The organism is Neogemmobacter tilapiae (genome assembly GCF_014652215.1).
Classification (GTDB): domain Bacteria; phylum Pseudomonadota; class Alphaproteobacteria; order Rhodobacterales; family Rhodobacteraceae; genus Neogemmobacter; species Neogemmobacter tilapiae.
The window spans coordinates 113,286-129,208 of sequence record NZ_BMYJ01000009.1 but is presented as its reverse complement, the minus strand read 5'-3'; the positions used below and the strand labels follow the sequence as shown (position 1 = coordinate 129,208).

The window sequence follows — 15,923 nt, the reverse complement described above, 5'->3', positions numbered from 1 at the left end:
GGGCTGCAAGGGCGGTTGGCAGGAAAGTCAGCCGTGCGGGTGATCATCGCCGTTGAGCGCGGTAGCGGCGAGGGTGACCAGTTCGGGAATGGCTTGCGCAATGTTCAGGATGATGGGGTTTTCGTCGGCTTGCGGGATTTCCAACGTTGCCAACTGGCTGTCCAGCAGGGCCGGAGGCATGAAATGGCCGGGGCGGGCGGCAAGGCGGGCGGCGAGAAGCGCGCGGTCGCCGTGGAGATAGACAAAACGGACATCGGGGGCCGCCTTGCGGATGTGGTCGCGGTAGCTGCGTTTCAGGGCAGAACAGGCGACGACGCCACCGGGGGCCAGTGTTTCGCCCACTTTGGTCAGCCACGGCCAACGGTCGGCATCTGTCAGAGGCTGGCCGCTGGCCATCTTGGCGACATTCGCCGCCGGATGCAGATCATCGCCATCGGTGAAGGGCAGGCCCAGCGCGGCTGCAATCCCCTGCCCGACTGAGGATTTGCCGCAGCCGCAGACGCCCATCACGACAATGGCCGTCACAGCCGGACAATCCGCACGTCATTGCCCTTGGCCGACAAGGCAATCTCGCCCTTGCAGAGGCGCAGCGCATCTTCGCCAAAAGCCTCCATCCGCCAGCCATGCAACATGGGCAGATTGCGTTCGCCTGCTGCCATCGCATCCAGTTCGGCGGCGCTGGCGATCAGCCTTGCCGCCACACCAAGGCTTTCCGCCTTGGTCTTGAGCAGGACGCGCAGCAGATCGGCCAAGGCCGGGTTCACCTGCATCTGTTCGCGGCTGACATCGGGTTTGGGCATGTCTTCGGGCCGCATTTCGAGGCCAGCCTTGACTGCCGCCAGAATTCCGTCGGCGATCTCGCCCTTGCGCCCCTCACGCAGAAGAAGCCGGGACTTGCCCAAGTCTTCGTGGCTGGCGGGCTTGGTCGAGGCGACCTCCAAAAGGGCATCATCCTTCATCACGCGGCTGCGCGGGATGTTCTGGCCCTGAGCATAGGATTCGCGGAATTGCGCCAGCGCCTTGACAATCGCCAGAAAGCGGCCCGAGGTGGTGCGGGTCTTGATCCGCATCCAAGCCTCTTCCGGCCGGACGGTATAGGTTTCGGGATCGGTCAGGATCGAAAGTTCCTCGGCCACCCAGCTTTCGCGGTGGGCCTTGGCGATCTGGGCGGCCAAGCTTTCATAGACGACGCGCAGATGGGTCACATCGGCCAGCGCATATTCCTTTTGCGCCTCGGACAGCGGGCGGCGCGACCAATCGGTAAAGCGGCTGGTCTTGTCGAGATTGGCCTTGGCGATCTTTTTGACCAAGGTTTCATAGCCGACCTGTTCGCCATAGCCGCAGACCATCGCCGCAACCTGGGTGTCAAACAGCGGATCGGGAAAGACGCCGCCGCCTTCGACAAAGAAAATCTCAAGATCCTGCCGGGCGGCGTGGAAAACCTTGACCGTCGCCTTGTGGCGAAACAGGTCATACAAAGGTTCCAGCGACATCTCTGGGCCTTCGATCGGGTCGATCAAGACGGCCTCGCCATCTTTTCCCGGCAGCGCCATCTGGATCAGGCAGAGTTTGGACCAATAGGTCCGTTCGCGCAGAAATTCGGTGTCCAGCGTCACGTAAGGATGGGCTTTGGCCCTTTCGCAGATTTCCGCAAGGTCTTCGGTTGTGGTAATCGTCCGCATCAAATGGCCCCCAGCGCCTATGGCTCATACGGGTTTGTCCCGCCTGAGCCACTTTTCTAGGCAGCGATTTTTCAGAAATAAAGCCTGACAAGGGGTTGAGGGTCACAAATCCGTCACCGGGGCAGGAGTGCCACAGTCTTTAGGCCAGATAGACCGGATCGGTCTGGCCTGCGGCAAAGCGGCGCAGGACGGTGGGGTAGAGTTTGTGTTCCTGCACCAGAACGCGGGCGGCCAGGGTTTCGGCGGTATCACCGGGCAGAACCGGAACGCGGGCCTGTCCCAGAATTGGACCGTCGTCCAACACCGGGGTCACGAGATGGACGGTGCAACCGGCATGGGTGTCGCCTGCGTCGATGGCGCGCTGATGGGTATGGAGGCCGGGATAGAGCGGAAGCAGCGAGGGATGGATGTTCAGCATCCGGCCCTCAAAATGCTGGACAAAGGCAGGGGTCAGGATGCGCATGAAACCCGCGAGACAAAGGATGTCGGGTTCGGCGGCGAGCAGAGGTTCCAGAAGTGCGGCCTCAAACGCGGCGCGGGTGGGATAGGCGCGGTGGTCGATGGCCCGCGTGGGAATGCCCAGATCCGCGGACTTGGCCAAGCCCCCTGCCCTTGGGTCATTCGAGGCGACCAGAACGGGCCGTGCCGGGTGGTCGCCCTGCATGTCGCGGACAAGGGTCAGCATGTTGGAGCCGCCGCCCGAAATCAGCAGGGCGACGCGTTTCACAGCAGGCGGCCGGTATAGGTGACGCCTTCGCCTTCGACGACTTCGCCCATTTGGTAAACAGTCTCGCCCGCCTCGCGCAGCAGGGTGGTGACGGCCTCGGCGCGGTCGGGCGAGACAACCAGCATCATGCCGATGCCGCAGTTGAAGGTTTTCAGCAGTTCAGGTTCCACCATCCCCGCCGTTTCTGCGAGCCAGCGGAAGACGGGGGGCAGTTGCCAAGCGTCCAGATCAATGCGGCATGCCAACCCCTCGGGCAGAACGCGGGGCGGGTTTTCGGTCAGGCCGCCGCCGGTGATATGGGCCAAGGCGTGAACGCCGCCCGAACGGACCGCCGCCAGCGCCTGTTTCACATAAAGGCGGGTGGGGGTCAGCAGGGCGGCGCCCAGCGACCCTTCTGCAAAGGGGCAAGCTGATTCCCAAGTGAGGCCCGACAGTTCCACCACCTTGCGGACAAAGGAATAGCCGTTGGAATGGACACCATCGGAGGCGAGGCCCAGCAGGATATCGCCCTTTTCGACGCCCTTCGGAAGATCGGAACCGCGTTCCATCGCGCCGACGGCAAAGCCCGCCAGATCAAAATCGCCCTTGTGATACATGCCGGGCATTTCGGCGGTCTCGCCGCCCGTCAGCGCGCAACCGCTGGCCTTGCAGCCTGCGGCAATGCCGTTGATGATGCGGGTGGCCTGATCGACATCCAGTTTACCGGTGGCGAAATAATCGAGGAAGAACAAGGGTTCAGCGCCTTGGCAGACCAGATCGTTGACGCACATGGCAACAAGGTCGATGCCGATGGTGTCGACATGGCCCGTGTCGATGGCGATGCGCAGTTTGGTGCCAACGCCATCGGTGGCAGCGACAAGGATGGGGTCGTTGTAGCCTGCGGCCTTGAGGTCAAACAGCGCGCCGAAACCGCCAAGGCCGGACATGGTGCCGGAACGTTCGGTGGACTTCGCCGCCGGTTTGATGCGTTCGACAAGGGCATTGCCTGCGTCGATGTCCACGCCTGCCTGCGCATAGGTCAAGCCGTTCTTGCCCGTGTCCGTCATGAATGCCCCCGGAATGTGCCGCCTTTGCGGGGGCTTTAGGGCAATTGCGCCCGCAAGAAAAGCCCGCGCCGCATGGGGCGGCGCGGGCGGGGTGATTTAGGTGCGATAGTCATAGGGGGCGGCGGTGAAAGCATAGCCCTGCGCCGCCTTTTCGACATAGCCGAAGCCGGGGAAATCCAGATGCATCCCGGCCACCATCATGCCATCGGCGCTGACCATATCCAGCGCCGCCTTGCGGCTGGCGGCGGCCATTGCCTGATCGGCGTCAAAGGCGATGGACCATTCCGGGTTGGCGAATTGGAAGGCCGTCGAATGCAAAAGGTCGCCCCAGATCAGCAGGCTTTCCTTGCCGCTGTCGATGCGCAGCCCCAGATGGCCGGGCGTATGGCCGGGCATCGCCACCGTGGTCAGGCCCGGCGCGATTTCATCACCCGGCTGGATCAGGGTTTTCACCGCATCATAGGGTTTGACCATAGCGCGCGAGGTGTCGATCATCGGCTGGAATTCCGCCGGAAGGGCGGCGTAGACGGCGGCATCATGGGTAAAGGCCCATTCCGCCTCGGCTGTCACCAGTTGCGCCTTGGGCAGGGTGGCGGCCCCCGTGGCATCGGCCAGACCGCCGACATGATCGGCATGCAGGTGGGTCAGGAAGACGGTATCCACCTGATCGGGGCTAAAGCCCGCCGCCGCCAGTGAGGCCGCCCATTGCGCCACGGTCGGCCCCATCGCCGAAGGGGCCCCGGCATCCACCGCAATGATCCGGTCACCGGTCTTCACCAGATAGGCGTTGATGCCGATGGTCATCTGCTGGCCTTCGAACGGTTTGTGCGCCGCGTTGGCCGAAGCCTCGGCCTTGGCCGGATCAAAGCCCGACAGCATGGCGGTGGGGAAAACGCCAAAGCCGTCCATCAGGGCGAAAACCTCAATCTCGCCGACCTTGCGGCGGATGAAGGCGGGGGTGACGGGGCTGGCGGTTTGCGCAATGGCAGCGCCGCCAAAGCGGATCAGTGCCGGGGCCGCAAGGGCGACGGGGGCAAGGGCAGCCGCGCCCAAGAATTTGCGACGGTTGAAAGTCATGTCTTGTCCTTTCCGGGAAAGTCATTGAGTGGGGCCATAACTAACGCTAGGGTCAGGCAACCGACATTCCCGAACGATTGATGGAAGGGATAAGCCAGACTTATGGAAAACCTTGCCGCCCTTCGTTCGCTTGTGGCTGCTGTGCAGGAAGGCTCGCTTTCCGCTGCCGCCCGCCGCTTGCACATCACCCAGCCCGCCGTCAGCCAGCAGATTGCCGCCTTGGAACAGGCGCATGGGGTGGAACTGGTGATCCGGGGGCGCAACGGGATTACGCCGACCGAGGCGGGGCGGCTGGCGGTTTCCCATGCGACCGAGGTGCTGGCACGGCTGGCGCAGATGGGGGACGAACTGGCGGCACTGCAATCCAGCGCGAATGGGCGGTTGGGCGTGGCCTGTGCGCTGCTGATGGCGCAGACGATGATGGTGCCGGTGCTGGCCGATCTGCGGCGTTCGCATCCGGGGTTGAAGATCGACCTGAAGGCCAATGATCTGATTCAGGACATGGCGGAAATCGGGGCCGATCTGGCCATTCGCGCGGGGCCGGTGGGCCCGGAGGCGGGCACGGTGCGCAAGCTGGCGGAAATCGAGCAGTTGCTGATCGCCTCGCCCAGCTATCTGGAACGGGTGGGTCGGCCAAAGGACATCATGGATCTGGGGCGACTGGATTACATCCAATACAAGGACGACCCCGAGGAACGGACGATCCTGATGGCGGATGGTCGCCATGCGCCGGTGACAGTGGCTTTTGCCGCGCAGATGCCGAACCTGATCCTGCATGCGGTGCAGAACCATCTGGGCTTTGCCAAGGCCCCCCGCTTTTTCGTGCATGAGCTGCTGGCGCGGGGCGAGGTGGTCGAGGTACTGCCCGGCCAAGGCCCAGCGCCGAAACCCGTCTATATGGTTCGCGCGCCGGGCACCCAAGGGGCCAGCCGCCGGGTGGCGGTTTTCACCGAACGCTTCTGCGCCCAACTGGCCCGCACGCCGGGTTTCATCATGGCGCAGGATCTGCGCGCCACAACCGCCGCTTGACCCCCGCGCCCGGCCCGCCTATCCAGCGGTCTGGCCGGGTCTGTAGCTCAATTGGTTAGAGCAGGGCGCTCATAACGCCTTGGTTGGGGGTTCGAGTCCCTCCGGACCTACCAATGCCAGTTGCTGGTCAGGGAATCAGCGCGCATTTTCAATCCCCATACCCGCCCTGAATGAAGGCCGGAAAAGGCAATCCCGCTGGGATTGCCGGGGCCTGCGGCTATCACAAAATTTTTTCCGCCTGAAACCGGCAACTTATCGGAAGATAAAGGAACTATGGGGAAAATGGCTTGCCTGACATTACCACCATGCGCATCTGGACGGGGTGGGGATTGTATCTTGTGAAAGTTTCTTATGGCCGATTTGACCTATACCACCCCTATCCCCGTGCGGGGGGATATGCTGGCCAGCCTGACGGGCCAGCCCACGAACAACGGCAATCCGGGCGATCCGAATTTTGGCATCCGTCTGCCCAATGCGACAGCCCTTGGCAGCAGCACCACCGAATATCGACTGGTCTGGTTTCAGAACGTCAACAACACCGCCACGCAATTCGGCAATGGCCAGTTCTGGCGGCTGCAAAGCTATAACCCCGCGGCCGACAACGATGGGGATCCGACGACGGGCAACAACGGTTGGTCCACGGTGCCGAATTTCGGCAATCTGACGCCAAAGCATGACCTTGTGAACAACATGGGGGCGGGGGACGAATATATCGTCTTTGAAGGGCAGAACGGACGCTTTCTGCTGTATGATCTGAACGGGGGCCTGCCGACGACACCGACCAATCTGACCTATTACCGCAATGCGGTGAACCGGCAGTTGGGGGAAAACGGTGATCCGGCCCTTGGCGACAATGATGGCGAGTTGGATTTCTATGACGCCTATCAGGCCTATATCTGCTTTGTCGCGGGCACGCTGATCGACACGCCCAAGGGGCTTGTGGCGGTGGAAGACCTGCGCCCCGGCGATCTGGTCTGGACGCTGGATCACGGGGCGCAGTCCTTGCGTTGGGTGGGGCGGCGCGATCTGTCGCTGTGCGATCTGATGGTGAACCCCGAACTGCGGCCGGTTTCGGTGCAGGCGGGGGCTTTGGGCGATGGATTGCCGCAGCGGGCGCTGCATCTATCACCGCAGCATCGGCTGCTGGTGCGTTCGGCCATTGCGCAGCGGATGGCGGGGCAGGATGAGGTGTTGGTGGCGGTGAAGCATCTGGTGGGCCTGCCGGGGATTGCGGCCATGCGGGCGTTTCGGCCCGTGACCTATGTGCATCTGATGTTCGACCGGCATGAGGTGGTGCTGGCCGAGGGGGCCCCGGCGGAATCGCTGTTCACCGGGCCCGAGGCTTTGCGGGCCATTGGGCCTGAGGGGCGGCGGGAATTGCGGCTGTTGTTCCCGGAATTGGTGCGGGGCGATGCGGCCGCCCCGGCGCGGGTGCTGCTGCGGGGCCGGGTGGCGCGGCGGCTGGCCTATCGCCATGGGCAGAACGCCAAGCCCTTGTTGCGGGCGCGGGGCTAAACCGGCCTGCGGTGGCTGTCGATGAACTGGGCAATGCGCGCGAGGGCGGCATCGGCGGCAGGCTCTTGGCCCGCAGCATGGTGCCAGACATGCCAAAGGCCGGGCCAGACGCGGAAATTGGTCACAACGCCCACGGCCTGCGCATGGGCGGCGATGAGGGCGGCATCGCCCAGCAGGATTTCGTCGCCTGCGACATCGATCAGCAAGGGCGGCAGGCCGGTGAGATCGGCGAAAACGGGTGAGATTTGTGGATGGCGCAGATCCTTTTCCCCGGCATAGTCACGGGCGGCCCCGTTCAGACCGTCCTGCGTGATGATGGTTTCGGTGGCAGCGCGGACGGAAAGGCTGGGCCCCTGCCCCGTCAGATCGGCCCAAGGCGACAGGAGTGCGGCGCTGTCGGGCGGCATCAGTCCCCGCTCTTTGATCGCCAGCATCAGGGCCAGCGCCAAACCGCCCCCGGCGCTGTCCCCGGCCAAGGCCAAGGGGCCGGGATCGGCCCGCAGCGCCTGCCAGACGGCCAAAGCGTCGTCCAATCCGGCGGGAAAGGGATGTTCCGGGGCCAGGCGATAATCGGGGGTGATCACCTGCAATCGGGCGATTTGCGCCAGCCATGCGGCGAGTTTTCGATGGGTGCGGGGCGAGCCGCTGACATAGCCGCCGCCATGCAGCAAAAGCAAACGGCCCTGCACCGGGCCGCAGGTGACGGTTTCACAAGCGACACCGCCAAGGGTCAGATCGGCGATCACGGTGCCCTCGGGCAGCGGCTCGGCCATGGCCAAGGCTTCCCAATCCAGCCGTTCCTGTGCGCGGTCGGTCATGCGACGGCCCCGTGGAAATCCTGCACCGGGCGGAATTCGGGCAGGAAGGCCCCCAACATGCGCGGCAGTTCCGCCCGCCCCGGCCCCGCCACGATGACGACAAGGCGGGAATGGTCCATGCCGTCGGGCCAGCCGTCGAGGAACTTTGGCGGGCTTTGCAGATGTTGGACGGCGTGGATCACCACGGGTTCGCCGGGAGCTTCTTTCAATTCGATGATGCCCTTGACCCGTAGAAGATCGGCACCAAAGCTGTTCTGCATGGCCCCCAAGGCCATCTGGATCACCCGCCCCTCGATCGGTGCTTCGCAGGTAAAGGCATAACTGGCCACATCGGCGACCAGACCGCCCTGATGTAACGGCCGAAGCTGGGGTTGGCCAAAGCGCAGCCATGAGAGCGGGTTTGGGCCACCGGCCACAGGGTCGGCAGCAGCCAGATGGAACAGATCGGCGGGCTGGGCGGTATTCGCGCGGATCAGGCGGGCGTTCGGGGCCATATCGGCCAGTTGCTGTTCCAAGGCGCTGCTGTCGGCCAGATCGGTCTTGCTGACGATCAAGAGATCGGCCATCGCCACTTGGCGCTGCGCCTCGTCAAAACGCGCCAAAGTCTCGGCCCCGTTCACGGCATCAACGACGGTCACCACCCCGTTCAGAGCAAAGCTGTTCAGGATTAGGTCTTGCGTCATGAAGGTCTGCACCACGGGGGCGGGATCGGCAAGGCCCGTGGTTTCAATGACCAGACGGCTGAAACGCGGACCCTTGCCGCTGTCCATCTCATCCTTCAGACGCAAAAGGGTCAGCCGCACATCGCCCGCGCTGGTGCAACAAAGACAGCCGGTGGTGGTGGCAAAGGCGCGTTCGTCGGTTTTCTCGATCAAACCGCCATCGACATCCACCATGCCGAATTCATTGACGACAACGGCGGTGTCGCCAAAACCGGGTTCGGCCATCAGGCGGTTCAAGAGGGTGGTTTTCCCGGCCCCCAGAAAGCCGGTCAGGATTGTCACCGGAATGCGCATTCAAACCCCCGCCAATGCCAAAAGGCCTGCCACATCCAGATGGGTTTCCAGATGCAGGGCCAGATCGTCCAAGGTTTGATCCACCCCCGCGCCATAGTCCAGAGAGGACGTAACACCCATCTGGGCAAGAAAGGCCGCGCGAAAAGCATCGCCCGCGAACATGCCATGCAGATAGCTGCCCATGACGCGGCCATCGGCGCTGGCGGCCCCTTCGGGCTGGCCTGCGACATGGGCAAAGGGTTTGCTGCGGCCTGCGCCTTCGCTGCGACCGATGTGGATTTCATAACCGTCCATCGGGGTGCCGGTGACGGCATGGATGGCCTGAACGCGTGCCAAACGCTTGTCGGGGGACATGGTGGTTTCGACGTCGAGCAGGCCAAGGCCGGGGGTTTCGCCGGGGGGGCCTTCGATGCCCTCGGGGTCGGCGATGGAACGGCCCAGCATCTGATAACCGCCGCAGATGCCCAGAATGCGACCACCGCGCCGATGATGGGCGAAAAGGTCGATGTCCCAGCCTTGGGCGCGCAGGAATTCCAGATCGCCCCGCGTGGATTTGGTGCCGGGGATAATCACCAGATCGGCGTCGCCGGGAAGGGCTTGGCCCGCGCGCAGCATCGTGAGACGGACGCCGGGTTCTTGGGCAAGCGGGTCCAGATCATCGAAATTCGCCATGCGCGACAGGCAAAGGCAGACGATGTGAAATGCGCCGCTGCCCCGGTTCGGGCCTATGTCGAGGGCATCTTCGGGCGGCAGGCGGTGGGCGTCGGGGAACCACGGCAGCGTGCCATAACCGCGCCAGAGGGTCTGGCGTTCGATGAGGGCATAGCCTTCGTCAAACAGCGAAACATCGCCCCGGAACTTGTTGATGAGAAAGCCCTTGATCATGGCGGCATCAGCGGGGTCCAGCACCGCTTTGGTGCCGACCAATTGGGCGATCACGCCGCCCCGGTCGATGTCGCCCGCCAAAATGACAGGAACATCGGCGGCGCGGGCAAAGCCCATATTGGCGATGTCCCCGGCCCGCAGGTTCACCTCGGCGGGGGAACCAGCGCCTTCGACGAGGACCAGATCGTATTGGGATTTCAGCCGCCCGAAGCTTTGCAACACGGGGGCCATCAACTGCGGTTTCAGGGCGGCATAGTCCCGCGCCTTGACGGTGGTCAGGCGCCGCCCCTGCACGATAACCTGCGCGCCGATGTCGGTTTCGGGTTTCAGCAGGATGGGGTTCATGTCAGTGACAGGTTCCAAGCCGCAGGCCCGCGCCTGAAGGGCCTGCGCCCGCCCGATTTCGCCGCCGTCGATGGTGACGGCGGCGTTGTTCGACATGTTTTGCGGTTTGAAGGGGGCGACGCTGAGGCCGCGCCTTAGGGCGGCGCGGCACAATCCAGCCACCAGCATCGACTTGCCAACGTTCGACCCCGCCCCCTGAATCATCAAAGCGCGTGTCATGGCCGCCCCTTGGATCCAGCGGCGCGGCTTTGCCGCAAGCCTATGTGTTCGAGGGGGCTTTGCCCCCTGTTCGCTGCGCTCACACCCCCAGGTATTTTTGGCAAGATGAAAGGGCAATCACGCCGCGCCTCGGGCCACCAAAGCGGGGGAGGCGCGGCGCTTTCACCTTGCACGGTCATCGGGACCTCTCCCTGCACCGCCCATCCTTTATGCCGCATCAAGCTTAACACTTCGTTGCTTTCATCTTGCCGAAAATACCTTGGGGGGTCGGGGGGGCTAGCCCCCCCTCTTTCCTCAGAACTCCACCCCCGCCTGCCCTTTGATGCCAGAACGGAACGGGTGTTTCACCAGCGTCATTTCGGTCACCAGATCGGCGGCTTCGATCAGGGCTTCTTTGGCATTCCGCCCGGTCAGGCAGACATGGGTCAGGGCAGGTTTTTCGTCGCGCAGGAAGGTCAGGACTTGCTCGATATCCAGATAGTCATAGCGCAGTGCGATGTTGATTTCATCGAGCAAGACAAAGCGGATATTGGGATCGCGGATCAGTTCTTTCGCCTTTTCCCAGCCCTTTTGTGCCGCCGCAATGTCGCGGCTGCGGTCCTGGGTTTCCCAGGTAAAACCTTCGCCCATGGCGTGGAACTGGCAGAGGTCGCTGAAATTCGCCTCGATCAAGCGGCGTTCACCGGTGTCCCAGGCGCCTTTGATGAACTGGACGACGGCGCAGGGCATGCCATGCGCGATGCAGCGCAGGATCATGCCGAAGCCGCTGGAGGATTTGCCCTTGCCGGTGCCGGTATGGACAAGGATCAGGCCCTTTTCGCCCTCTTTCGTGGCCATGATCTTGTCGCGGGCGGCTTTCTTCTTGGCCATCTTCATCGCATGGCGGGCCAGATCGTCCTGACCTTCCACAATGTCGCTGCTGTCTGCCATCTGCCGGTCCTGTTCTTGACAATCCCTGCCCATCATGGGCCTTTGGGGGCGTTCGTTGGTTCCTGTTTATGACAGGCGAAGAGGGAATGCGACAGGTGAGGCGACACCCTTCGTGTCGAAACCGAAGCGCAGCCGCCCCCGCGACCGTGACCAGAGAGGTCCGATGCCACTGGGATTTTCCCGGGAAGGCGCGGATCAGGGGGAAACCCGCTCTGCAAGCCGGGAGACCTGCCAATCGGGCAAGAAATTCAGGGGCGGACGGGGTGTTCCGCGGAAAGGCTGTGATGGCGGCAGTGCTGCATGTCTGTATGACCTGCAAAGGTCAGGGGGAATATGACCCCGAAGCGCCGCGTGCGGGGTTAGGCCTGTATCAGGCCCTTGCCGCCGATCCGCCGGAGGGGGTGGTGGTGCGGCCCGTGGAATGTCTGTCGGCCTGCGATCATGGCTGCAATCTGGCGCTTTCGGCCCCCGGCAAGTGGTCCTATGTCTATGGGCGTCTGGACGCCGATGCCGACCTTGCCGAAATCCGCCGTGGGGCGGCGCTTTATGCCCTGTCCGCCGATGGCATCGTGCCTTGGCGCGAACGTCCGATCATCTTTCGCAAGCAAAGCCTTGCGCGTATTCCCCCGATTGAGGTGACAAATGACTGATCTTGCGAAAATTCCCGTGACGGTGATCACCGGCTTTCTGGGTTCTGGGAAAACCACTTTGGTGCGGCATTTGTTGCAGAACCCGCAGGGGAAGAAGCTGGCCGTTCTGGTGAATGAATTCGGTTCGGTGGGGGTGGATGGGGATATCCTGAAGGCCTGCGCGGATGAGAATTGCCCGGAAGAAAACATTGTGGAACTGGCGAATGGCTGCATCTGCTGCACCGTGGCCGAGGATTTCATTCCGACGATTGAAGCGCTGTTGGCGCGGCCTGTGCGACCGGATCATATTCTGATTGAAACCAGTGGTTTGGCTTTGCCGAAGCCGCTGCTCAAGGCGTTCGACTGGCCCGCGATCCGGTCAAAGATCACGGTCGATGGGGTGGTGACTTTGGCCGATGCCGAGGCGGTGGCGGCGGGGCGGTTTGCGCCGAATCTGGAAGCGGTGGAGGCGCAGCGGGCGGCGGATGAGTCCTTGGACCATGAGACGCCACTTTCGGAAGTGTTCGAGGATCAACTGGCCTGTGCGGATATCGTGCTTTTGACGAAAACCGATCTGGCGGGGGAAGCGGGGATTGCGGCGGCGCGGGCGGTGATTGCGGCGGAAGCACCGCGCAAGCTGCCTGTGGTCGAGGTGTCGGAGGGGCAGATTGACCCGCGTCTGATTCTGGGGCTGGGGGCGGCGGCGGAGGATGACTTGGCGGCGCGGCCGAGCCATCATGACGGGCATTTTGACCATGAGCATGACGATTTCGACACGGTGGTGATCGAGATGGGCGAAGTGGCGGAGCCTGAGGCTTTGCAAGCGGCGATCCAGCGTTTGGCGCGGGAACAGCATGTTTTGCGGGTGAAGGGCTATGTGGCGGTGACGGGCAAACCCCTGCGGATGCTGGTGCAAGCGGTGGGGGAAAGGGTGCGGGCGCAGTATGATCGGCCTTGGGGCGCGGATCCGCGGCGGACGCAGTTGGTGGTGATTGGCGAACATCACGACATCGACGAAGCGGCGATCCGGAAAGTGCTGGAGGGCTGATGCACGTCGTCTTTCGCGAAAGCCATGGTTTGGAAGAAACGGACACGCCGTTCGATCCGGGGCAAGACCCCGGCGATCTGGTGGTTTTGTCGTTTTCCGACAGTGACCTTGGGGCTTTCGCGGCGGGCTGGGAAAGGTGGCAGCGCACGGGGGATGGGACGGGGGAGATGGGCAGATTGCCCATCCTACGGCTGCAAAATCTGGTGGCTTTGCGGCATCCCTTGTCGGTGGATACCTATGTCGAACGCACGCTTTCGGGGGCGAAGGGCATTCTTGTCCGGCTGATCGGGGGCGAAAGTTACTGGCCCTATGGGCTGGCCAGCCTGCAAGACCTGTGTCGGCGGAAATCCATCGCCTTGGCGGTGCTGCCTGCGGATGGGCGGGTGGACGCGCGGCTGGACGAATTGTCCACCCTGCCGGTGGCGACCCTGCGGCGTCTGGCGCATTTGTGTGATGCGGGCGGGGCGGTGGCGGCGCAGGCGGCTTTGGCGCAACTGGCGCTGGCGGCGGGGCTTTATGCGCCGCCGGTGATGGGGGCCAAGGCGGTGCCCGATTGCGGTTGGTATGATCCGGATCGCGGGGTGATCGCGGCCCCTGAGGGCAAGGGCGGCGTGGCCGTGACCTTTTACCGATCTTATCTGACCAGCGCCGATCTGTCGCCCGTCGATGCCCTGATCCGGGCGTTTCGGGATCAGGGCCTGCCCGCCTTTGGCCTGTTCGCGCCCAGTTTGAAAGCGGCGGGGGCGGCGGCGTTTTTGTCGGGCGCTTTGGCCGCGATGGGACCGCAGGCGATTGTGAATGCGACGGCGTTTTCGGGCAAGGGCGAGGATGGGACCAGCCCCTTGGACGCGCCGGGATGTCCGGTGTTTCAGGTTGCGCTTTCAACCGCGCGGCGGCGGGATTGGGCGGATTCCGCAAGGGGTTTGTCGCCTGCCGATCTGGCGATGCATGTGGTTCTGCCCGAGGTGGATGGGCGTGTTTTCGCGGGGCTTGCCAGTTTCAAATCACCGGGGAAGCGGCATGCCGACCTGCAATTCTCGCGCTTTGCGCATCGGGCGGATGAGGCACGGATTGCGGCGATTGTCGCACGGGTGATGGGCTGGCTGCGGTTGCAGGCGGTGCCAGCGGCGGAAAAGCGGCTGGCTTTGGTTCTGTCGACTTATCCGGGCAAGGCGCACAATCTGGCCCATGCGGTGGGGCTGGATGCTTTGGCCTCGGCGGATGCGATTTTGGGGCATTTGCAGGGGCTGGGGGTTCGGGCCGAGGCGGTTGAGGGTTTGGCCCTGCGCCTTGCCCCCCCTCCCTATCCCTCCCCCACGGGGGGGGAGGGGGGCGCTTCATCCTCGGGTGAAGCCCCCCCGACACGCGCAACAGGCCCCTCCCCCCAACGTGGGGGAGGATGGGAGGGGGGGCTGCGCTATGCCCTTGAAGACTACGCCCAAGCCCTGACCACCCTGCCCCAAGCCCTGCAAGACGATCTGCGTGCCGCTTGGGATGATCCAGCGGATGATCCCGCCTGTCAGGGCGGCCACTTCCATTTTGCAGCGTGCCGTGCGGGTGAAACCCTTGTCGCCCTGCAACCCGAACGGGGCGAGGTTACGGCGCGCGAGAATGACTATCACGACCTGTCCCGCACCCCGCGCCATGCCTATGTGGCCTTTTACCTTTGGCTGCGCGCCCAAGGCCTGCATGCGCTGATCCACATCGGCGCGCATGGCACCTTGGAATGGCTGCCGGGCAAGGCAGTGGCCTTGTCCGATGAGTGCTGGCCCGAGGCGCTGGTTGGCGATTTGCCCGTCATTTATCCGTTTATCGTCAATGATCCGGGTGAGGCCGCGCAAGCAAAGCGGCGGATTGGGGCGGTGACTTTGGGGCATCTGCCGCCGCCGATGGCGCAGGCGAAGGTGCCTGAGAACCTGTCGCGGCTGGAACGTCTGCTGGACGAATATTCGACCGCCGACGGGCTGGACCCTTCGCGGCGCAAGCGCCTGATTGACGAAATCCGGGCCGAGGCGCAGGCGGGGGGGGTGGAGACCGATCTGGGGTTGGCGTCGGATGCGAGTGCTGCCGAGGCGATCACGCGGATTGACCGTTTCGTCTGCGATCTGAAGGAAAGCCAGTTTGGCGACGGGCTGCATGTCTTTGGGAATGCGCCGGGGGAATGGGAAGGTTTTGATCTGGCTTTGGCGGGGCAGCGGGTGCCTGCGGGGCCTGCGGGATCGCCCTATCGGGGACGGTCGGATGTTTTGCCCACGGGGCGGAACCTGTTCGCCGTCGATCCCCGCGCGGTGCCGACACGCAGCGCCCATGCGCAAGGGGTGAAGCTGGCCGAAGAGCTGATCCGGCGGCATTTGCAGGATCAGGGGGACTATCCGTGCCATCTGGTGGTGGACCTTTGGGGCTCGGCCAGCATGCGGACAGCGGGCGAGGAATTCGCCATGGCCCTGCATCTGGCGGGCGTGGCCCCTCTGTGGGACGAAGGCGCGGCGCGGGTTTCGGGGTTTGAGATTGTGCCCTTGGCATTGCTGGGGCGGCCTCGGGTGGACGTGACGTTGCGCATGTCGGGGCTGTTTCGGGATGTGTTCCCCGGCCTTGGGCAGATGTTCGAACAGGCGGCGGGGGCTTTGGGCGAACGGGACGAATCCGCCGAGGACAACCCCTATCTGGTGCGGGGGCCAAGGGTCTTTGGGCCAAAGCCGGGGCTGTTCGGCATGGCGATGGACACCGATGCTTTGGGCGATGCCGCGCGGGGCGCGGCGGGGCTGGCTTGGCTGGCGGGTTCGGAATGGGCCTTGGATGCGCAGGGCGAAAGTCACCGGGATCGGGGGGCGCTAGAGGCGCGGGTGATGGGGGCCGATGGTTTTGCCCATGTGCAGGATCTGGCGGAAACCGATCTGTTGGTGGCCAGCGACTATGCGGCGCACGAGGGGGGCTTTGCGGCGGCTGTGGCGGCTTTG

Annotated in this window: 14 protein-coding genes, 1 tRNA gene and 1 riboswitch; of the genes, 6 read left to right on the top strand and 9 right to left on the bottom strand. The window is 63.8% G+C overall.

Features of this window, described 5'->3' with window-relative positions:
* Nucleotides 1-27: 27 nt before the first annotated feature.
* The 5 genes from IE095_RS14400 to IE095_RS14380 all read right to left on the bottom strand — a co-directional run bounded on the left by IE095_RS14400 (nucleotide 28) and on the right by IE095_RS14380 (nucleotide 4,532).
* Complete coding sequence (locus IE095_RS14400; RefSeq protein WP_229804813.1) at nucleotides 28-525, bottom strand: gluconokinase; 498 nt, start codon at nucleotides 523-525, stop codon at nucleotides 28-30.
* Nucleotides 522-1,682: a ribonuclease D gene (gene rnd, locus IE095_RS14395; protein WP_189412365.1), complete on the bottom strand. Its 1,161-nt coding sequence runs from the start codon at nucleotides 1,680-1,682 to the stop codon at nucleotides 522-524. The genes IE095_RS14400 and rnd overlap by 4 nt, the downstream gene beginning before the upstream one ends.
* Nucleotides 1,683-1,821: 139 nt before the next feature.
* Nucleotides 1,822-2,409, bottom strand: coding sequence for a phosphoribosylglycinamide formyltransferase (gene purN, locus IE095_RS14390; RefSeq protein WP_189412364.1), 588 nt, complete (start codon nucleotides 2,407-2,409; stop codon nucleotides 1,822-1,824).
* Complete coding sequence (gene purM / locus IE095_RS14385; RefSeq protein ID WP_189412363.1) at nucleotides 2,406-3,455, bottom strand: phosphoribosylformylglycinamidine cyclo-ligase; 1,050 nt, start codon at nucleotides 3,453-3,455, stop codon at nucleotides 2,406-2,408. Before purM ends, purN begins: the two co-directional genes overlap by 4 nt.
* A 96-nt stretch (nucleotides 3,456-3,551) precedes the next feature.
* Nucleotides 3,552-4,532: an MBL fold metallo-hydrolase gene (locus IE095_RS14380; protein ID WP_189412362.1), complete on the bottom strand. Its 981-nt coding sequence runs from the start codon at nucleotides 4,530-4,532 to the stop codon at nucleotides 3,552-3,554.
* A 102-nt stretch (nucleotides 4,533-4,634) separates the two neighbouring features.
* Here IE095_RS14380 and IE095_RS14375 point away from each other — a divergent pair, with 102 nt between their 5' ends.
* The 3 genes from IE095_RS14375 (at nucleotide 4,635) to IE095_RS14365 (ending at nucleotide 7,076) form a co-directional block, all read left to right on the top strand.
* Nucleotides 4,635-5,561, top strand: coding sequence for a LysR family transcriptional regulator (locus tag IE095_RS14375; RefSeq protein ID WP_189412361.1), 927 nt, complete (start codon nucleotides 4,635-4,637; stop codon nucleotides 5,559-5,561).
* Nucleotides 5,562-5,597: 36 nt separating this feature from the next.
* Nucleotides 5,598-5,674 (top strand) — tRNA-Ile (locus tag IE095_RS14370).
* A 238-nt stretch (nucleotides 5,675-5,912) separates the two neighbouring features.
* Entirely contained in the window at nucleotides 5,913-7,076 is a 1,164-nt protein-coding gene (locus tag IE095_RS14365; protein WP_229804812.1) for a Hint domain-containing protein, read from the top strand.
* On the opposite strand, the gene IE095_RS14360 is transcribed toward IE095_RS14365, so the two are convergent.
* The 4 genes from IE095_RS14360 to cobO all read right to left on the bottom strand — a co-directional run bounded on the left by IE095_RS14360 (nucleotide 7,073) and on the right by cobO (nucleotide 11,289).
* On the bottom strand, nucleotides 7,073-7,894 hold the full coding sequence (locus IE095_RS14360) for an alpha/beta hydrolase (RefSeq protein ID WP_189412360.1): 822 nt from the start codon (nucleotides 7,892-7,894) through the stop codon (nucleotides 7,073-7,075). The two genes, IE095_RS14365 and IE095_RS14360, sit on opposite strands and share 4 nt — an antisense overlap.
* Entirely contained in the window at nucleotides 7,891-8,910 is a 1,020-nt protein-coding gene (locus IE095_RS14355; RefSeq protein WP_189412359.1) for a CobW family GTP-binding protein, read from the bottom strand. The genes IE095_RS14360 and IE095_RS14355 overlap by 4 nt, the downstream gene beginning before the upstream one ends.
* Nucleotides 8,911-10,359, bottom strand: a complete 1,449-nt coding sequence (locus IE095_RS14350) for a cobyric acid synthase (RefSeq protein ID WP_189412358.1) — start codon at nucleotides 10,357-10,359, stop codon at nucleotides 8,911-8,913.
* Nucleotides 10,360-10,653: 294 nt separating this feature from the next.
* Entirely contained in the window at nucleotides 10,654-11,289 is a 636-nt protein-coding gene (cobO, locus tag IE095_RS14345; RefSeq protein WP_189412357.1) for a cob(I)yrinic acid a,c-diamide adenosyltransferase, read from the bottom strand.
* 39 nt (nucleotides 11,290-11,328) lie between these two features.
* Nucleotides 11,329-11,539, top strand: a riboswitch (cobalamin riboswitch).
* A 34-nt stretch (nucleotides 11,540-11,573) separates the two neighbouring features.
* Between cobO and IE095_RS14340 the strand changes: the two genes are divergently transcribed.
* The 3 genes from IE095_RS14340 to cobN form a co-directional block, all read left to right on the top strand.
* Nucleotides 11,574-11,939 carry a DUF1636 family protein gene (locus tag IE095_RS14340; RefSeq protein ID WP_189412413.1) on the top strand — a complete coding sequence of 122 codons (366 nt, stop codon included), beginning with the start codon at nucleotides 11,574-11,576 and terminating at the stop codon, nucleotides 11,937-11,939.
* Nucleotides 11,932-12,966 (top strand): cobalamin biosynthesis protein CobW, encoded by a 1,035-nt coding sequence (gene cobW / locus IE095_RS14335; RefSeq protein WP_189412356.1) that lies wholly within the window; start codon nucleotides 11,932-11,934, stop codon nucleotides 12,964-12,966. The genes IE095_RS14340 and cobW overlap by 8 nt, the downstream gene beginning before the upstream one ends.
* Nucleotides 12,966-15,923 (top strand): cobaltochelatase subunit CobN (gene cobN / locus IE095_RS14330; protein WP_229804811.1); only part of this gene is annotated, 2,958 nt, incomplete at its 3' end. The genes cobW and cobN, both read left to right, overlap by 1 nt.

Excerpts from the sequence above, each read along its gene's own strand:
- rnd (WP_189412365.1), bottom strand. The coding sequence starts at position 1,682 with ATGCGGACGATTACCACAACCGAAGACCTTGCGGAAATCTGCGAAAGG.
- purM (WP_189412363.1), bottom strand. The coding sequence starts at position 3,455 with ATGACGGACACGGGCAAGAACGGCTTGACCTATGCGCAGGCAGGCGTG.
- IE095_RS14380 (WP_189412362.1), bottom strand. The coding sequence starts at position 4,532 with ATGACTTTCAACCGTCGCAAATTCTTGGGCGCGGCTGCCCTTGCCCCC.
- IE095_RS14375 (WP_189412361.1), top strand. The coding sequence starts at position 4,635 with ATGGAAAACCTTGCCGCCCTTCGTTCGCTTGTGGCTGCTGTGCAGGAA.
- IE095_RS14365 (WP_229804812.1), top strand. The coding sequence starts at position 5,913 with ATGGCCGATTTGACCTATACCACCCCTATCCCCGTGCGGGGGGATATG.
- IE095_RS14360 (WP_189412360.1), bottom strand. The coding sequence starts at position 7,894 with ATGACCGACCGCGCACAGGAACGGCTGGATTGGGAAGCCTTGGCCATG.
- IE095_RS14355 (WP_189412359.1), bottom strand. The coding sequence starts at position 8,910 with ATGCGCATTCCGGTGACAATCCTGACCGGCTTTCTGGGGGCCGGGAAA.
- IE095_RS14350 (WP_189412358.1), bottom strand. The coding sequence starts at position 10,359 with ATGACACGCGCTTTGATGATTCAGGGGGCGGGGTCGAACGTTGGCAAG.
- cobO (WP_189412357.1), bottom strand. The coding sequence starts at position 11,289 with ATGGCAGACAGCAGCGACATTGTGGAAGGTCAGGACGATCTGGCCCGC.
- IE095_RS14340 (WP_189412413.1), top strand. The coding sequence starts at position 11,574 with ATGGCGGCAGTGCTGCATGTCTGTATGACCTGCAAAGGTCAGGGGGAA.
- cobW (WP_189412356.1), top strand. The coding sequence starts at position 11,932 with ATGACTGATCTTGCGAAAATTCCCGTGACGGTGATCACCGGCTTTCTG.